Raw genomic sequence first — 16,395 nt, 5'->3', positions numbered from 1 at the left:
CTGTAGCGGCTGCGGCGTCCGGGGAGAAATGCAAAGTCCGCAGGGCTTTCATCGATCCTGGTGATCAATCGTGGGGCGGGCGGGCTATCAGTGCTGCGGCAGTTGCAGGCCCGGCAGCAACTGGTAAGCCACCGGATTGTCGGGGCAGAGGCCAGCGGCGCATTCCAGCACCGTCGAGACCCCATTGCCGAGCGCCAGGAGCGCGGCGAGCGCCACCATGGCAAGGCCGAAGGTGGCCGCCCCCGATCGCGACAGTCCGCCCTGGGATTGCGACTGGCCGTGTGCGGGTTCTGCAAGTCCGAAGAACTGGCGGTCGAACAGCAGCATGATCGCGCAGCCCAGGATGATCGCCACATAGACCACCAGCGCCCACGTATAGAAATGCAATCCCATGATGGCATCGCCATAGGTGCCGGTCCCCGGCGCGATATGCAGCAGGGTCTGGCGGGTGGAGACCAGGGCGCCGAAGAAGGCCGAGAGGATGACCACCGCATAATGGCTGGGACGGGGGCCGAATTTCACATTCAGCGCCAGACCGAATGTGGCGCCCACGAAGCCGACGCGCTGGAGGATACACAGGGGGCAAGGCAGGTCGCCGAGCACGATCTGGTCGACGAAGGCGACGATCAGAACCATGCAGAGGCCAAGCAGGCCAAGCGCATTGAGGATGCGGGCGGTGGCGGCATTCATGGCTTTGCCCTCACAGGACGATGTTGAGGGGATCGGTGGCGTGCAGCTTAAACAGCACCATCAGGCAGACCATGGACAATGCCCACAATGCCAGGGCGGCCCTGCGCCGGCCCGCGAACACGCAGGCGAACGCCGCCAATAAGCCGAAGAACGGAATGCTCATCATGGTGCGGCCCCCCGCGGTCTGGCCATGGTGGCCGACCTTGCACTTTGCGTGACCCTAGAGCGCGCCTCCCCGCCGCGGAAGCGAAAACGGGGGTTATTTCAGGTAGGTGGCCAGGAAGTCGGGGACCCGGGACAGGGCATCGGCGCGGGCGCCCGGATCGGTGCCCGTCACCGGCACGACGCCGGCGGCTGTCCGGTACTCGGGCCGTTCCCGATAGGGCAGGTTCGGCCAATCGAAATCGTGATAGGCGCCCGGATAGATCTTCAGCTGGACCGGGCTGCCGTTTGCCGCCGAACGCTCCAGCAGGGTGCGGCACGGGTCCAGCGGTGTCCAAACATCGCCCGTACCCAGGAGCACCAGCAATGGGACGCGGGATGTCCACCCGCCGCGCTGGCGCTCGGGTTTGCACGAGGCCGGATAGAAGGCGACCGCCGCGCGGAAATCATGGTCCGGGGACAGTCCGGGCGGGCGGCCCGAACTGTCGGTGCGAAGAGCGTTCAGCACCGCGCCGCCGCCCAGCGACCAGCCCATGACACCCACCTTGGTCGGCAGCACGAATGACTGTGCCTGAAGATAGGCCAGTGCGCCATAAAGGTCCTGGGGCCGCGCGCGGTAAACATCCCCTTGGAACGTGGCGGGCGCACACATGTTGCGGATGCCGCGCGTGGTGAAGCTGTCCACCATCAGCACCACATAGCCGGCGGATGTGAGGGTCCGCGCCCATGCGGTCTCGCGGGCATTGATCCGCCCTGCCTGGCTCAATAGTCCGCCGCAGCCATGGGCGAAGACCAGGGCCGGGGACGGGCCGGAGCCGGAGGGGCGGAACAGATAGGCGCCCAGCGCCGTCCCGTCGCCGGAGGTCACGATGACTTTCTCCTGCGCCCGCGCCGCCGGCATGTCGGTGAACAGGACCAGGGCCGTGAGACACAGGATACGGAGAAGAAACGCCGTGCCGCCACGCTGCCGCTTGTCCATGCTTAGCTCCAGGCTTCCGTGGCTCCAGGCTTCACCGCCGCGAACCTAACATGGAGGGTGGCATGACCCTGAGACAGTCGCCGTCCGTTTTTGCAGGGCGGTCAGGCGGCGACCACATGCGCAGTGTTGCCGCTGGGGTCGGTGAGGACGATCGCGGATCCGCGCTGTTCCACCGGATATCCCGCCGCTGCCACCCGCGCCGCCAGGGCCGGGATCTCGTCAGGCGGCAACCGGATTTCGAACTGTGCCAGACCGCTGGATGCGGCCGGCGGCGGGGCTGCGTGGGCGGACTGCCACACATTCAGCCCAAGATGGTGGTGATAGCCCCCCGCCGCCACGAACAGGGCGCCAGGGTAGCGGGCCATGATGTCGAAGCCGACGGTGTCGTGCCAGAAACGGTGGGCGTCGCCGAGGTCTGAGACCTTCAGATGCACATGGCCCATGTCCGTGCCGGCAGGGGCGGCATGGATGGTGTCGGGAAGCGGGATTTCTGCCGCAACGGCGGCCACGTCCAGCCGCAAGGTGGCCATGGCGATGCCGCCGGCGCTATCGCGCGGCCATTCCGCCGGCGCGCGGTCGCGATAGATCTCGACCCCATTGCCGTCGGGATCGTCCACATAGAGCGCTTCGCTCACCAGATGATCGGAGGCGCCGAACGGCACCCCCAGCGCCCGCAAGGCATGGATGCGGGCGGCCAGCGCCTTGCGATCCGGCACGCGCACGGCGAGGTGGAACAGCCCCGGCGCGGGACGCGCCAACGGAACGGCGGCGGGATCGCGCAGCAGGATCACCAGCGGCGCGTCGCCTGCTCCCAAGGTGATGTCCTCCGTCGTGGATCCAAGGCGCGAGAGGCCCACGGCTTGCTCATAGAAATGCGCGAGACGTTCGGGATCGCGGGTGCGCAGGCTCACCGGGCCAAGCGACAGGTGGGCGGACAGGGCAGGGTGGGTCTCGATGGCGGCGGCGGCAGTCATGATCGTGTTGTCCTCAAAGGCCCACGGGCGTGGGCCGGTTCCGTGCATTTTCATAGAGATAAGGACGTGGGTGGCACGGCGCCATTGCAGCCGTGCAAACGGCGCGATGCAGGGGCGACGCCGAGAACTTGATCCTGGCCGACCCGCCACTGGCATCGAAGGTGCGAAGGGGGCGTCTCGAAGCGGGACGCTCGGGCGCGCACCAGTGGAACGGGGCGAGATCAAAGGTGGCTCGAATCGGCGCGGGCCGGATGTGCGCGGTTCGTTCCGCCCCCGCTTGGCCGCGGAGGGCTGTGCCGAAACGGGATAGCGGAGGGCCACCGCAGGAACGGGCTGAGATCAAACCCAGCCCGAATCGGCTTGGGGCGGAGGGGCACGGTTTGTTCCCGACGTGCCACGGGATGGATTACGCGGAGGCGGGCCTCTGTCCCGAAACGGGACCGGCGGCAGGTGCAGAGGAACAGGCCGGGGACAAAGCCGGTCCGAATCAGCGGATCCGCCCCGTGCCTGCTTCGTTCCGCCGACGGCGCGCCCGCAACCGCCGATGGCGCGCGTGCGTTATCGGCGCCGGGAAGGCGGCATCTTAGGTCACGGTCGGGAGAGCAGGGCGTCGCCCCCCCCGAGAGCCCGCGCTCAGGCGGCGCGCTGGGCCTCGCGGTCCACGATGGCGACGATGTCGGCCATGATGCGGTTCAGCTCGAAATTCTTCGGCGTATAGACCGCCGCAACTCCGAACGCCTGCAACTGCACCTCGTCCTCCGGCGGGATGATGCCGCCCACCACCACCGGAATGTCGTCCAGCCCCTCGGCCCGCATGCGCTCCATCACCTCGCGCACCAAAGGCACGTGGGAGCCGGACAGGATGGACAGGCCCACCACATGGACGCCCTCTTCCAGCGCCGCATTGACGATTTCCGCCGGGGTCAGGCGGATGCCCTCATAGACCACTTCCATGCCCGCATCGCGGGCGCGCACGGCGATCTGCTCGGCGCCGTTGGAATGGCCGTCGAGGCCGGGCTTGCCCACCAGGAATTTCAGCCGCCGGCCCAGTTTCAGCGACACCGCATCCACCCCGGCGCGCACCTCGTCCAGGCCCTTGGTATCTACCCGCGCGGCGCGACCGACCCCGGTGGGCGCGCGATATTCGCCGAAGATCTCCCGCAGCGCCGTGCCCCATTCGCCGGTGGTGATGCCGGCCTTTGCGCACAGGATGGAGGGCTCCATGATGTTGGTGTTCTCCCGCGCGGCCCGCTTCAGGGCTTCCAGCGCGGCAGCGGCAGCGACCGGGTCGCGGCTCTCGCGCCAGGCTTTCAGGCGCGCGATCTGGTCCGGCTCCACATGCTCGGGCACGGTGAGGATGGAGCCTTCGCCGGTGGTCAGCGGCGACGGCTCGGTGTCGGTCCAGCGGTTGACGCCCACCACCACCTGCTCGCCGCGTTCGATGGCCTCCAGGCGTCGGGTGTTGGACTCCACCAGTTGCTGCTTCATGTAGCTGTTTTCGATGGCCGCCACCGCGCCGCCCATGGCATCGATGCGCGCCAGTTCGGCGCGGGCCTCTTCCTTCAACTCTTCCACCTTGCGGGCGATCTCGGTGGAGCCGTCGAAGATGTCGCCGTAATCCAGCAGGTCGGTCTCATAGGCCACCACCTGCTGCATGCGCAGCGACCATTGCTGGTCGAACGAGCGCGGCAGGCCCAGGGCCTCGTTCCAGGCCGGCAGTTGCACGGCGCGGGCGCGGGCCTTCTTGGACAAGGTGACGGCCAGCATCTCCAACAGGATGCGATAGACGTTGTTTTCGGGCTGCTGCTCGGTGAGCCCCAGGGAGTTCACCTGCACGCCATAGCGGAACAATTTCTGCTTGGGATCGGTGATGCCGTAGCGCTCGACGCAGATTTCATCCCACAGATCCACGAACGCCCGCATCTTGCACATCTCGGTGATGAACCGCATGCCGGCATTCACGAAGAAGGAGATGCGCCCCACCACCTCGCCGAAGGTCTCGCCCTCGGCTTCGCCGGACTTCTTCACCGTGTCGAGAATGGCCACGGCGTTGGCCAGCGCGAACGCCAGTTCCTGCACCGGCGTCGCCCCGGCTTCCTGCAGATGGTAGGAGCACACATTCATCGGGTTCCAGCGCGGCAGATGCTGGGTGGTGAAGACGATCACGTCCTTGGTCAGCCGCATGGACGGGGCGGGGGGGAACACATAGGTGCCCCGCGACAGATATTCCTTGATGATGTCGTTCTGGGTGGTGCCCTGGAGGCGGGTGCGATCGGCGCCCTGCTCGTCCGCCACCGCAATGTACAAGGCCAGCAGCCACGGGGCGCAGGCGTTGATGGTCATGGAGGTGTTCATGTCGGCGAGCGGAATGTCCGCGAACAGCGCCCGCATGTCGCCCAGATGCGAGATCGGCACGCCCACCTTGCCCACTTCGCCGCGGGCGAGGGGGTGGTCGCTGTCATAGCCGGTCTGGGTGGGCAGGTCGAAGGCGACCGACAGGCCGGTCTGGCCCTTGGCGAGGTTGGAGCGGTAGAGCTTGTTGGATTCCGTGGCGGTGGAATGGCCAGCATAGGTCCGGAACAGCCACGGTTTATCACGGCTCGCCATGCGTTTTCCCCCTCGCGTGCGTTTCAGCACCTCTTCAGTGGCATCATTTTGCGCTGCAACGCGCGCGTCGTCGATGCCAAACTTGCGTCTCAGGTGGTCTTGTCCGGCGGTGTCAGGTCACCAGCGAGATGACAAACAATAGAATCACCGCGCCAACGGTGGCGCAGATGATCTGGCCGACCAATCCTCCGACGATGAAGACATTGCCGAACAGAAAACCACCCACCAGAGCGCCGACAATGCCAACAGCAATGTTGCCGAGAAGGCCGAAGCCCTTGCCCCGGAACAACTGACCCGCGAGAAAGCCGGCGATGGCGCCGACGATGAGCATTCCGATCAATCCACCCATGCCCGAAAGTCTCCCTTAGGTTCGCGCCGTGCAGTGTGCCGCGCCAGGTGCTCCACTGGAAGTGGCTCGGCGGCGTTGCAACGCCGCATCGTGGCATGCCGGACCTCTGCACCGCCGTTATCAGGCCGAAGGCGGGGTGGAAATGCGTCTAAAGAGGTCTCGTCAGGCGAAATTTCTCTGCTACGCTGCAACGCGAAACACCCTGAGTACAACGAGACCGAACGGTCCGTCAGAGCAGAGAGGACCGTCGCCATGGGCCAGCACGCCACTGCCACCTCCCCCACGTCCGCGGTTCCGGCCGCTGGCGCAGCGGTGAAGGATCTCTACGAAATCGGTGAGATCCCGCCGCTCGGCCACGTGCCGAAGCAGATGTATGCCTGGACCATCCGCCGCGAGCGCCACGGTCCGCCGGAGCAATCGTTCCAGGTGGAAGTGGTGCCCACGTGGGAATTGGGCGAGACCGACGTGCTGGTGCTCGTGATGGCCGCAGGCGTCAATTACAACGGCATCTGGGCGGGCCTGGGCGAACCCATCTCGGTATTCGACGTGCACAAGCAGCCCTATCATATCGCCGGTTCCGATGCCTCGGGCATCGTCTGGGCCGTGGGCGCCAAGGTCAACCGCTGGAAGGTGGGCGACGAGGTGGTGGTCCATTGTAACCAGGATGATGGCGACGACGAAGAGTGCAATGGCGGCGATCCCATGTTCTCCCCGTCCCAGCGCATCTGGGGCTATGAGACGCCGGACGGATCTTTCGCGCAGTTCTGCCGGGTCCAGGCCCGCCAGCTCATGCCGCGGCCCAAGCATCTCACCTGGGAAGAGAGCGCCTGCTACACCCTGACCATGGCCACCGCCTATCGCATGCTGTTCGGCCATCCGCCCCATGACGTGAAGCCGGGCGACTTTGTGCTGGTGTGGGGCGCCTCCGGCGGCCTCGGCGTGTTCGGCGTGCAACTCGCCGCCGCCTCCGGCGCCCACGTGATCGGGGTGATTTCCGACGAGACCAAGCGCGATTACGTGCTGGGCCTTGGCGCGCGCGGCGTCATCAACCGCAAGGACTTCAAGTGTTGGGGGCAGTTGCCCAAGGTGAATTCGCCCGAATATGCCGAGTGGGTGAAGGAAGCCCGCAAATTCGGCAAGGCGATCTGGGACATCACCGGCAAGCGCGACGTGGATATCGTGTTCGAGCATCCCGGCGAGCAGACCTTCCCGGTCTCGACGCTTGTGGCCAAGCGCGGCGGCATGATCGTGTTCTGCGCCGGCACCACCGGCTTCAACATCACCTTTGATGCCCGCTATGTGTGGATGCGCCAGAAGCGCATCCAGGGCTCGCATTTCGCCCATCTCAAGCAGGCGTCCGGCGCCAACCAGTTCATCATCGATCGCCGAGTGGATCCCTGCATGTCCGAAGTGTTCCCATGGGACAAGATCCCGCTGGCCCACACCATGATGATGAACAACAAGCATGCCCCCGGAAACATGGCGGTGCTGGTGAATGCGCCGCGCACCGGCCTGCGCAATCTGGACGACGTGCTGGAAGTGGTGGGCGGCTGAGGCCGCTCCGCCCGCCGGGCCGCGGGCGATGGCTTGAGATCGCGGCGGCGCTTCGGTGCCGCTGTCTGGTCCTTCTACTAGGCCCTGCGCAGCCTCCCCACGGGGTTTGGTCGCGCTATGCCTTCCCTGGAGTGGCGCTCGGCCTTACAGGGGAGGGATGAGCGCAAACCTCTCGTCATCGCCGCCGTCCACCCCCGATCCATCGGTGCCGCAGCGTCCCCTGGTGGCGATCATCGGGGCGGGCCCCGCGGGCCTCATGGCCGCCGACCGGCTGGTGCAGGCGGGCCTCGCCCCGGTCCTGTTCGACCGGATGCCGGCGCCGGCGCGCAAATTCCTCATGGCCGGGCGCGGTGGATTGAACCTCACCCACAGCGAGCCGCTGGACCTCTTTCTGACCCGCTACGGCGCTGCGGCTGCTCATCTCGCGCCCGCCATCCGGGCCTTTCCCCCCGATGCGGTGCGGGCGTTCGCGCAGGAACTGGGCGAGCCAACGTTTACCGGCAGCAGCGGGCGGGTGTTTCCCCAGAGTTTCAAGGCATCGCCCATGCTGCGGGCCTGGCTCCGCCGCCTGGGGGCGGGCGGGGCGACATTGCGGCTGCGGCATCACTGGGCCGGCTGGACCTCCGAGGGCGCGCTTGCCTTCCAGACGCCGGACGGGCCGGTGGAGATGGTGGCGGACGCCACCATTCTGGCGCTGGGCGGCGCCTCCTGGCCGCGGCTCGGGGCCAATGGCGGTTGGGCGGCCCTGCTCAAGGCCCAAGGATTGGAGGTCGCACCGTTTGCGCCGGCCAATATGGGCGTGCGGCTGGCGTGGTCCGAGCACCTGCGCACCCGCTTTGCCGGCACGCCGGTGAAGCGCATCGCCTTGTCCTGTGCCGGAGTGCGGGTGCGGGGGGAGGCCGTGATCACCGCCGAGGGCCTTGAGGGAGGAGCGGTCTATGCGCTCTCAAGCCGGATCCGTGACCTTGTGACGGAAGCTGGAACCGCGTCGATCCAGATGGATTTGCGACCGGATCTGGATGCGGCGCATCTGGCGGCACGGCTCACCGCAGCGCCGGCCAAATTGTCGTTCGCCGAGCGGCTGCGCAAGGCGGGCGGGCTTTCGCCGGTGCAGGCGGGACTGCTGCGCGAGGGCATGGGGGAGCGGCCCCACACTGCGGAGGCGCTGGCCCATCTCATCAAGGCCGTGCCGCTGACCGTCACCGGCGTCTGCGGCCTGGAACGGGCCATCTCCAGCGCCGGCGGTCTGGCCTGGTCGCAGGTGGGGGCGGACTATGGGGTGCGCGGGCATGACGGCCTGTTTGCCTGCGGCGAGATGCTGGATTGGGAGGCGCCCACCGGGGGCTATCTGCTGCAAGCCTGCCTCGCCACCGGCCGGGCGGCAGCGGAGGGGATCATCGCGTATCTGCGCGCGGATCCGGGTGAAAAGGATCGAAAATCATTCGAGTTTCGCTCCTGATTGATGATGAATAAAAATTTTAGGTAATGGTAGTCGAATAGAACATAGTTCCACCCGTAACCGTAATCTCGGGCGGGTGACATCATGGCCGTTCTTGTCGGGACTGAGGGCAAAGATAATCTGGCGGGGCAATCCGGGACGGGCGACACCATCATCGGTCGTGACGGCGATGATCTGCTGATCGCCCATGCCGGCTCTGGCGCCGACTATCTGGAAGGCGACGGCGGCAATGATCATCTGGTCGGCAATGGGGGGAACGACATTCTCACCGGCGGCGCTGATGACGACATCTTATCCGGCGGGGCCGGCGCCGACCTGCTCATGGGCGGCAGCGGCAGTGATCTGGCGGACTATTCCGCCCAGGCCGGCGTGCTGCAGCAGGGCATCATCGTTGATCTTGCGGCCGGCGAGGGCGCCGGCGGGGATGCGCAGGGCGACCTGTTGTTCGGCATCGAGAATATCCTCGGCACCAGCGGCGCCGACGTCCTGATCGGCGACGATGGCGCCAATGCCATCCATGTCGGCTCCGATTTCTTCCACGCGGTGGATGTGGTGGATGCGGGCGGCGGGGACGACACCGTCACCATCGGCACGGCGGCCGCCATCGTCGATGGCGGTGCGGGCGAGGACCGCCTGATTGTCACCCTGGCGGGCACCACGGGCTCCACCTTCACCTTCGCCAGCGGCACCACCGAAACCGGGGCCAGCTTCACCCATTTCGAGCACGTCACGATCACGGGCACCCAGGCGACCGACACGCTCTATGGGGGCGCCGGTCTCGACGTCCTCATGGGCGGCGCGGGACGGGACTATCTGCGCGGCGGCGAGGGCAATGACGCGCTGTTGGGCGGCGACGGCCACGACAGCCTGCGCGGGGGCGGCGGCGATGATCGCCTGGAGGGCGGCTGGGGCAATGATTATCTCGTGGGCGGGACCGGGGCCGACACCTTCGTGTTCGACGCCCTGAATTCCAGCCGCGATCGCATCCTGGATTTTCAGGCGGGCGCCGACGGTGACAAGATTGAGCTCTCCCTCGCCCGGCAGGGGGCCGCCGAGATCCATTCCTTCGACGACTTCATTGGCCACCTCACGGAGACCGATGCGGGGCTCTATCTTGATCTGTCCGGGGCGGCGCCCTGGCCCGTCGGTGTGCTGTTCGAGAACATGCACATCTCCGACTTCACGGCGGACAATCTGGTGCTGGTGGACCATCTAGCGTGAGCCTGCGCAGTGTCGCGCATACGTCGGGCCGGGCTATTCCCGGCGCGGCGTCGGCGCGGCTCAGCCGCGGCGGGAGAGGCCGGGAGGCGCCAGGGGGTTGTCGGTCAGCGCCGCCCGATCGGGCATGTCCACCGCAGGCACGCCCAGGAAGGCATCGAACAGGCGGCGGATGATCTTCGGGTCGAGATCCCGGACGATCATCACCAGGCGGGTGCGGTGGTCGTCGTCGGGCCAGTGCGGCAGGCGGGTGGGCGGGTGCATCACGTGCTGCACCCCGTGCAACACGATGGGCGCGCTCGGGTCGTCCTGGAGCTTCACGATGCCTTTGAGCCGCAGCAGGCTGTTGCCATGGGTTGCGCGCAGCAGTTCCAGGAACAGATCCAGCGTCGAGGCGGAGATCGCCGCGTCGGTGGCGAGCGTAAAGGCCTTGATGCGGTCGTCATGGCGATTGGGGTCGATGCCGGTCGGCAGGCCGCTCTCGGCCTCCTGCTGCGCGGCCACCCGTTCGTCCGCCAGCCAACGGGACACATCAGGGATCTTGCGCGCGGGATCATAGAGCCCGGCTTTCATCACCTTGTCGGAGGTCGCCTCGCCATCGGCAGCCACCAGGATGGGCGCGGCCGGCGCCAGACGGGACAAGCGCGCGCGCAGGTCTGCGACGGCGGCCTGCTGCTCGGGCGTGGTGGCGAGGTCGGTCTTGGTCAGCACGATGCGATCGGCCACCGCCGCCTGCTTCACGGATTCCGCCTGGCTGTCCAGGGTGTCCATGCCGTTGATGGCATCCACCACGGTGACGACGCCGTCCAAACGGTAGCGCATCAGCAGATAGGGATGGGTCATCAGTGTGTGCAGGATGGGCGCCGGGTCGGCCAGCCCTGTGGTTTCGATCAGCACGCGGGAGAAGGGCGGCAGACGATTGTTGTCGCGGCCGCGCAGCAGGTCTTCCAGCGCGGCCACAAGGTCCCCGCGCACGGTGCAGCAGACGCAGCCGCTGGCCAGCAGCACCACGCCTTCATCCACTTCGCGCACGAACAGATGGTCGAGCCCGATCTCGCCGAACTCGTTGATCAGGACAGCGGTGTCCGCCAGCGCCGGGTCGCTCAGCAGGCGGTTCAGCAGCGTGGTCTTGCCGGCGCCGAGGAAGCCGGTGAGCACCGTGACCGGCAGCGGGTCCGGCGGGCCGCGTCGCGGCTTCGCCGCAAAGGGCGAGGCGGCAGAGGGGGCAGAGACGGACGGCGGTGGCAAGCCGTCACCGGATGCGGCCAGGACGCGATCCGGTGTTTCACGCGTTTCGTTCAAGACATCGCCTTTCGGCCCAAAGCGGGTCAGGTGCCGGGCCGCGTGGCGGTCGCCGGGGCCGGGTCGGACTCTGGTTGCGTCGGCTTGGCGGCCGTCTTGGGCTTGGGCGCCGGCTGCGCACCGTCGGACGCCGGTTTTGCTGCAGTTGTGGTTGCAGGCTTGGCCGGCAGCGTCGGCTTGGGCGCTATGCCGCGCTTCTCCGCATTGGTCAGCGTGGCATTGGCAATGGGCTTGGCCGCGGGCTTGGCGGCTTCCTTGGCGGCAGCATCCTTGCCTGCGCCGGGCTTGGCGGTGCCGGGCTTGGCGGTGCCGGTCTTGGCGGCAGCGGGCTTGACCGGCGCGGGCTTGGCTTCGTCCGGCGCATAGGCGGTGTCGAGCGAAGCCGGAGCGCCCTTGGGGCCGATGAACACCGGAATGGGCGGCATGGAGGGCGGCAAATTCTGCAGCAGGGCTGCGCCGGGGTTCTTGCCGGAGAAGCCAGCGGCCGCTGCCGCTGAGGCTGCATAGGAACTGGCGGTGCCGCCATTGCCGAAGATCGCGTCGTCTTCGTTTTCAGCCGCCAGCATGCCGCGCTTGCCGCCGCAGATGAAGGGCTTCATGTCCGTGGGTTCGCCGCCGGTATCGGCGATGGAATCCAGCGTGGGCGCGGACGAGCCGAAGATAGACCACGAGGGCTGGAAGCCCTTCTCGAACAGCATGGCCGCCTGCTCGGTACGCACCACGGCGGAAGGCGCGCCGAGAATGACAGCGATCAGCCGCTTCTGGCCGCGGGTGGCGGTGGCCACCAGATTGAAGCCCGAGGAGCAGATGAAGCCGGTCTTCATGCCGTCGGCGCCCGGATAACGGTCGATCAGGCGGTTGTAATTGCGCAACACCGTCTTGCCGAGCTTGATGGCCGGGATGCGGAACAAGGCTTCCTGCTCGGGGAAGTGATAGATCAGCGCCCGCGCCAGAACCGCGAGATCCCGGGCCGTGGTATGTTGGTTGGGGTCCGGCAGTCCGTTGGGATTGGCGAAGTGGCTGCCGTTCATGCCGAGCTTGGCGGCGGTGTCGTTCATTTCATCGACGAAAGCGGGCACGCTGCCGCCGACGCCTTCGGCGATGACGACGGCCATGTCGTTGGCGGACTTGACCATGAGCATGCGCAAGGCGTTCTCAAGGGTCAGCTGCGTGCCGATCTTGAAGCCCATCTTGGTGGGTTGCTGCGAGGCCGCGAGCGGCGAGACGGTCATCAGCGTGTCGAAGCTGACCCGCCCTTCGCGCACCGCATCGAGCGCCACATAGACCGTCAGCAGTTTGGTCACCGAGGCGGGGTACCAGGGCTTGCCCGCATCCTGCTGCTCCAGCACCTTTCCCGTGTCGGCCTCCACCAGGAGGACCGGCGTGGCGGCGGCCTGAGTGCCGGCGAAGCACAGAATGGCCATCGCCGCGAGGGCGAGCCGGGACAACGCGGCGCGTGCGGCGGAACGAGACGGCGCTGAGCGCACGGAATAGCTGGACAGGCCCGGCAAAGCTGGCTCCCTCATGCGCGCCACGTGTGGCCTTCCTTGCGGTGATAACCGCCAAGATGACCGGCACTTTTTGCGCGCGTCGATGAAACGCGGCATAGGCGTGCGCCCATTGAGGAACGCTTCGACCATGCTTGGCTGAGACGCCCCCCGGCGACGCTGGTGTTTTCCTTAGCCTTTTTCGCCCCTTCGGAAAAGCCGCAATGGCACGTGTACGTGCAGGGCGGCCCATCACTTTTTGCACCGCATGCTGGCCTGGGCCTGACCTGCCACTCAGGCGAGTCCGTCAGCGGTTTGATTTCGATGGTATTTTTGAAGCTTTTTCGAACGATATGCCGAACTGGGTGGGTCCAACCCGCTCAGGTTTCCACCAGCGGCTTGTGCACCTGTTCCGACGCGGACAGGAACTGGGCCCGCGCCAGTTCCGCGAACCGTCCTCCCAGACGCACCAGATCGTCGAAGGTGCCGGCTTCGATAATGCGGCCCTGGTCGAACACCAGGATGCGGTTGGCATTGCGCACTGTGGCGAGGCGGTGCGCGATGACGAAGGTGGTGCGGCCCTTCATCACCTCGTCGAGGGCCGCCTGAACCTTGACCTCGGTGGTGGCATCGAGAGCGCTGGTGGCTTCGTCCAGGATCAGGATGGGCGGGTTCTTCAGCAACGCGCGGGCGATGGAGAGGCGCTGGCGCTCGCCACCGGAGAGGGAGCGGCCCCGCTCGCCCACCATGGCCTTCAGGCCCAAGGGGTTGCGCTCCACCAGTTCCAACGCTTGTGCCCGCTCCAGGGCTTGGCGCATCTCCGCCTCCGTGGCGTCCGGTTTGCCGACCCGCAGATTGTCCTCGACGGTGCGGTTGAACAGCATGGCCTCCTGAAACACCACGCCGATCTCGTGGCGCAGGGAGGCCAGGGTGACGTCGCGAATGTCGATGCCGTCGATCAGAATGGCGCCCGATTGCGGGTCGAATACCCGGTGTAACAAAGTCAGTGCGGTGGATTTTCCCGCGCCCGTGGTGCCCACCAACGCGATGGTCTCACCGGCGGCGGCATGGAACGAGATGTCGGCGAGGGCGCTGCGCTTGCCGTCATAGGAGAACGACACGCCCTCGAACCGGACATCGCCCTTCACATCGGTCAGGACTTTGGCGCCGGGGCGGTCGCGCACCTGACTTACGGTGTCCAGCACCTCGAAAAACTGGGCGAGGCCGGGCGCCGACATCACCATGCGGTTGACGAAGCTGACCGTATGGTCGAGCCGCCCGATCAGCATGCCGGCAAAGCCCACATAGGTGACGATGTCGCCAATGGCGGCGAGGCCGTGGAGGAAGAGCCAGGTGCCGATCAGCAGGATGGCCAAAATGCTCAGCGTGGTGGCGGCGCGGGTGGCCACCGACACCAGCGCCCACCACGACAGCACCGGGATTTGCGCCTCCAGCACCTGGGTGGCGGTATCCTTGAGGCCACGAACCTCCGCTTCAATGCGGGTGTAGCTTTGTACCAGCGCCACATTGCCCAAGGCGTCCGAGGCGTGCTCGGCGAGGCTGGCGTGGTGCTCCTCCACCGTGCGCTGGAGCGACTCGGTCTTGCGCAGCACGTAGGCGGTGACGAAGCCGAAGACGATGATCAGCGCCACCAGCACCACGCCCAGGCGCCAGTTGATCCACACCCCGACCGGCAGCAGCACCAACAGCGAGACCACGGCGGCGCAATCGTCGCGGAAGAAGGACAGCCACATGCCCCACAGCGCATCGGTGCCCTGGAGCATGATCTTCAGCAGCCGACCGGAATGGGTCTCGCCATGGAAGGAGAGCGGCAGTTGCAGCACATGCTCGAAATATTCGGTCAGCACGCCCAGCCGCCGACGATGGGACAGGCGGTCCGCATGCAACGAAATCAGCACTCCGGCGATGATGTTGAACAGGCCGAATGCCACCCAGGCCCCCAGGAGCGGCATGAGCTCTGCATATTCGGGCAGGCGTCCCTTGCCCTGGGCCCCGGCGAGCGCATCGATGATGCGGCCGAACAGAATGGGCTCGGCGAATTGCGCCACGGCAAGAGCAAGGTTGCCGACGGCCAGGGCGGCCCCGACCTTCGCCAGGGGCCCAAGCAGGGAGAGCGCGCGGGCGTAGATCAGCAACAAGTTCATGGGGTGCCCTGTCTCCCTGAGGCTCGCGAGAGAAGCTCACCTGCCAAAGGTATGCAAGGGGGGGAAACTACGCGCGGTTGCCAAGACCGCGGCGCACAGAGGTCCGGCCATCATCTGGTCCAGCTCTGGCGGCATCTCCCTGCTATGGTTGAAATCGGATCGGTTGGTCCCCTTCGACGCCACCTTGCGAGACTGCATGACCCATACGCGCGACCCCGCCGCTGACGCCCGGTTCCATATCGGTGCGACGGATCTCCAGGACGCCGTCGCGGCGGGGGTTCTCGATCGATCGCAGGCGGACGCTCTGTGGGCCTTCTGGCGCGCCGGCGCGCCGGGGACGGCAGCAGCGCGCGATCCCGGCACGGTCCGCTTCAGTTTCGGCCATACCCTCTATTATTTCGGTGGGCTGTTGGCGATCGGCGCCATGAGCCTGTTCATGACTCTGAGCTGGGACGCCATCGGCCCCTGGGGCGTGTGCATCCTCGCACTCGCCTATGGGGTTGCCTGCTGGATCGCGGCCGAGATGCTGCTGCAGCGCGGCTTGTCTATTCCCGCCGGGCTGCTGGGCGCGCTGGCAGTGTGCCTGGTGCCGGTGGCGGTGTGGGCGGGGCAGCATGCGCTCGGGCTTTGGCCAGAGCTGGCGGGCGGTATTTCCGGGCAGCGCTACAGCCAATACCACCAGTGGATCGACGGGCGGTGGCTGACGCTCGAGATCGCGACCCTTCTGGTGGGCGGGGCCTTGCTGGTGCGGCTGCGGCTGCCATTCATGGTCATGCCGCTGGCGGTGACGCTCTGGTACATGAGTATGGATCTGTCCCGGTTCCCCGCGCGGCCCGAGTCCGACTGGGATTGGGCCCATGCCCGCCTGGTCTCGCTGGTCTTCGGCATCGCCATGTGCCTGCTGGCGGGGGCGGTGGATGTCTATCGCCGCCGGCGCGGCGGGGCGGATTTTTCCACCTGGCTCTATCTGTTCGGCGCCATCACCGCCTGGAGCGCACTTTCCTTTCCCGACACCAGCACGCCGTGGACGCGCCTGATCTATGCGCTGTTCAATGGCGGACTGGTGCTGTTCGGGGCGGTGATCGGGCGGCGGATCTTCACCGTGCTGGGCGCGTTCGGTGTCGCCTTCTATCTGGGCTATCTGGCCTTCGAGCTGTTCGAGGACAGCCTCTTGTTCCCGCTTGCGCTCAGCGTGCTCGGGCTTGGGCTCGTGGCCGCCGGGGTGTGGTGGCAGAAACACGAGACGGCGATCCAGGACCGTATCGGGGCTTTGCTACCGAAGGCCTGGCGTCAGGCCTCCGGCCCTGGGGGAACGTGACGCCGCCGGTTCGGAGTGCGCAACGAATACCATCGCCAAGCGCAATCCCGGAGAGCGGTCCTGACAGGCGTCCGCCGTTGTCACGGTGCTCAATGGGATGGGGTGCGCATCAAAGGGATAATCGCACCCGA

At 66.8% G+C, this 16,395-nt stretch carries 13 protein-coding genes; 4 read left to right on the top strand and 9 right to left on the bottom strand.

Features of this window, described 5'->3' with window-relative positions:
- Window positions 1-87: 87 nt before the first annotated feature.
- The 6 genes from AAG816_RS08425 to AAG816_RS08400 form a co-directional block, all read right to left on the bottom strand.
- Window positions 88-690, bottom strand: a complete 603-nt coding sequence (locus AAG816_RS08425; protein WP_341989149.1) for a disulfide bond formation protein B — start codon at window positions 688-690, stop codon at window positions 88-90.
- A gap of 10 nt (window positions 691-700) precedes the next feature.
- Window positions 701-856, bottom strand: coding sequence for a DUF5993 family protein (locus AAG816_RS08420; protein WP_341989148.1), 156 nt, complete (start codon window positions 854-856; stop codon window positions 701-703).
- Window positions 857-949: 93 nt separating this feature from the next.
- Window positions 950-1,831 carry a dienelactone hydrolase family protein gene (locus tag AAG816_RS08415; protein WP_341989147.1) on the bottom strand — a complete coding sequence of 294 codons (882 nt, stop codon included), beginning with the start codon at window positions 1,829-1,831 and terminating at the stop codon, window positions 950-952.
- 101 nt (window positions 1,832-1,932) lie between these two features.
- Entirely contained in the window at window positions 1,933-2,805 is an 873-nt protein-coding gene (locus tag AAG816_RS08410; protein WP_341989146.1) for a VOC family protein, read from the bottom strand.
- A gap of 633 nt (window positions 2,806-3,438) precedes the next feature.
- The gene (locus AAG816_RS08405; protein WP_341989206.1) at window positions 3,439-5,439 is read right to left on the bottom strand and encodes a protein meaA; all 2,001 of its coding nucleotides are present in this window, start codon (window positions 5,437-5,439) and stop codon (window positions 3,439-3,441) included.
- Window positions 5,440-5,524: 85 nt separating this feature from the next.
- Window positions 5,525-5,761, bottom strand: a complete 237-nt coding sequence (locus AAG816_RS08400; protein WP_341989145.1) for a GlsB/YeaQ/YmgE family stress response membrane protein — start codon at window positions 5,759-5,761, stop codon at window positions 5,525-5,527.
- 252 nt (window positions 5,762-6,013) lie between these two features.
- Here AAG816_RS08400 and ccrA point away from each other — a divergent pair, with 252 nt between their 5' ends.
- The 3 genes from ccrA (at window position 6,014) to AAG816_RS08385 (ending at window position 9,995) form a co-directional block, all read left to right on the top strand.
- Window positions 6,014-7,315, top strand: coding sequence for a crotonyl-CoA carboxylase/reductase (ccrA, locus tag AAG816_RS08395; RefSeq protein ID WP_341989144.1), 1,302 nt, complete (start codon window positions 6,014-6,016; stop codon window positions 7,313-7,315).
- A gap of 157 nt (window positions 7,316-7,472) precedes the next feature.
- Complete coding sequence (locus AAG816_RS08390) at window positions 7,473-8,774, top strand: TIGR03862 family flavoprotein (protein WP_341989143.1); 1,302 nt, start codon at window positions 7,473-7,475, stop codon at window positions 8,772-8,774.
- Window positions 8,775-8,858: 84 nt separating this feature from the next.
- On the top strand, window positions 8,859-9,995 hold the full coding sequence (locus tag AAG816_RS08385) for a calcium-binding protein (RefSeq protein WP_341989142.1): 1,137 nt from the start codon (window positions 8,859-8,861) through the stop codon (window positions 9,993-9,995).
- 60 nt (window positions 9,996-10,055) lie between these two features.
- Here AAG816_RS08385 and AAG816_RS08380 read toward each other — a convergent pair whose 3' ends face one another.
- From AAG816_RS08380 to AAG816_RS08370, 3 genes are all read right to left on the bottom strand, one after another.
- Window positions 10,056-11,162, bottom strand: a complete 1,107-nt coding sequence (locus AAG816_RS08380; RefSeq protein WP_341989205.1) for a GTP-binding protein — start codon at window positions 11,160-11,162, stop codon at window positions 10,056-10,058.
- Between the two features lie 158 nt (window positions 11,163-11,320).
- Complete coding sequence (locus tag AAG816_RS08375) at window positions 11,321-12,820, bottom strand: serine hydrolase (RefSeq protein WP_341989203.1); 1,500 nt, start codon at window positions 12,818-12,820, stop codon at window positions 11,321-11,323.
- A 341-nt stretch (window positions 12,821-13,161) separates the two neighbouring features.
- On the bottom strand, window positions 13,162-14,946 hold the full coding sequence (locus tag AAG816_RS08370; RefSeq protein ID WP_341989141.1) for a glucan ABC transporter ATP-binding protein/ permease: 1,785 nt from the start codon (window positions 14,944-14,946) through the stop codon (window positions 13,162-13,164).
- A 196-nt stretch (window positions 14,947-15,142) separates the two neighbouring features.
- On the opposite strand from AAG816_RS08370, the gene AAG816_RS08365 reads away from it, so the two are divergent.
- A complete protein-coding gene (locus AAG816_RS08365; protein ID WP_341989140.1) occupies window positions 15,143-16,264 on the top strand; it encodes a hypothetical protein in 1,122 nt (373 codons plus the stop codon).
- Window positions 16,265-16,395 lie beyond the last annotated feature (131 nt).

The organism is Azorhizobium sp. AG788, assembly GCF_943371865.1.
Lineage (GTDB): Bacteria > Pseudomonadota > Alphaproteobacteria > Rhizobiales > Xanthobacteraceae > Azorhizobium.
The sequence above is the reverse complement of the archived record's forward strand: the minus strand, read 5'-3'. Positions and strand labels throughout refer to the sequence as shown.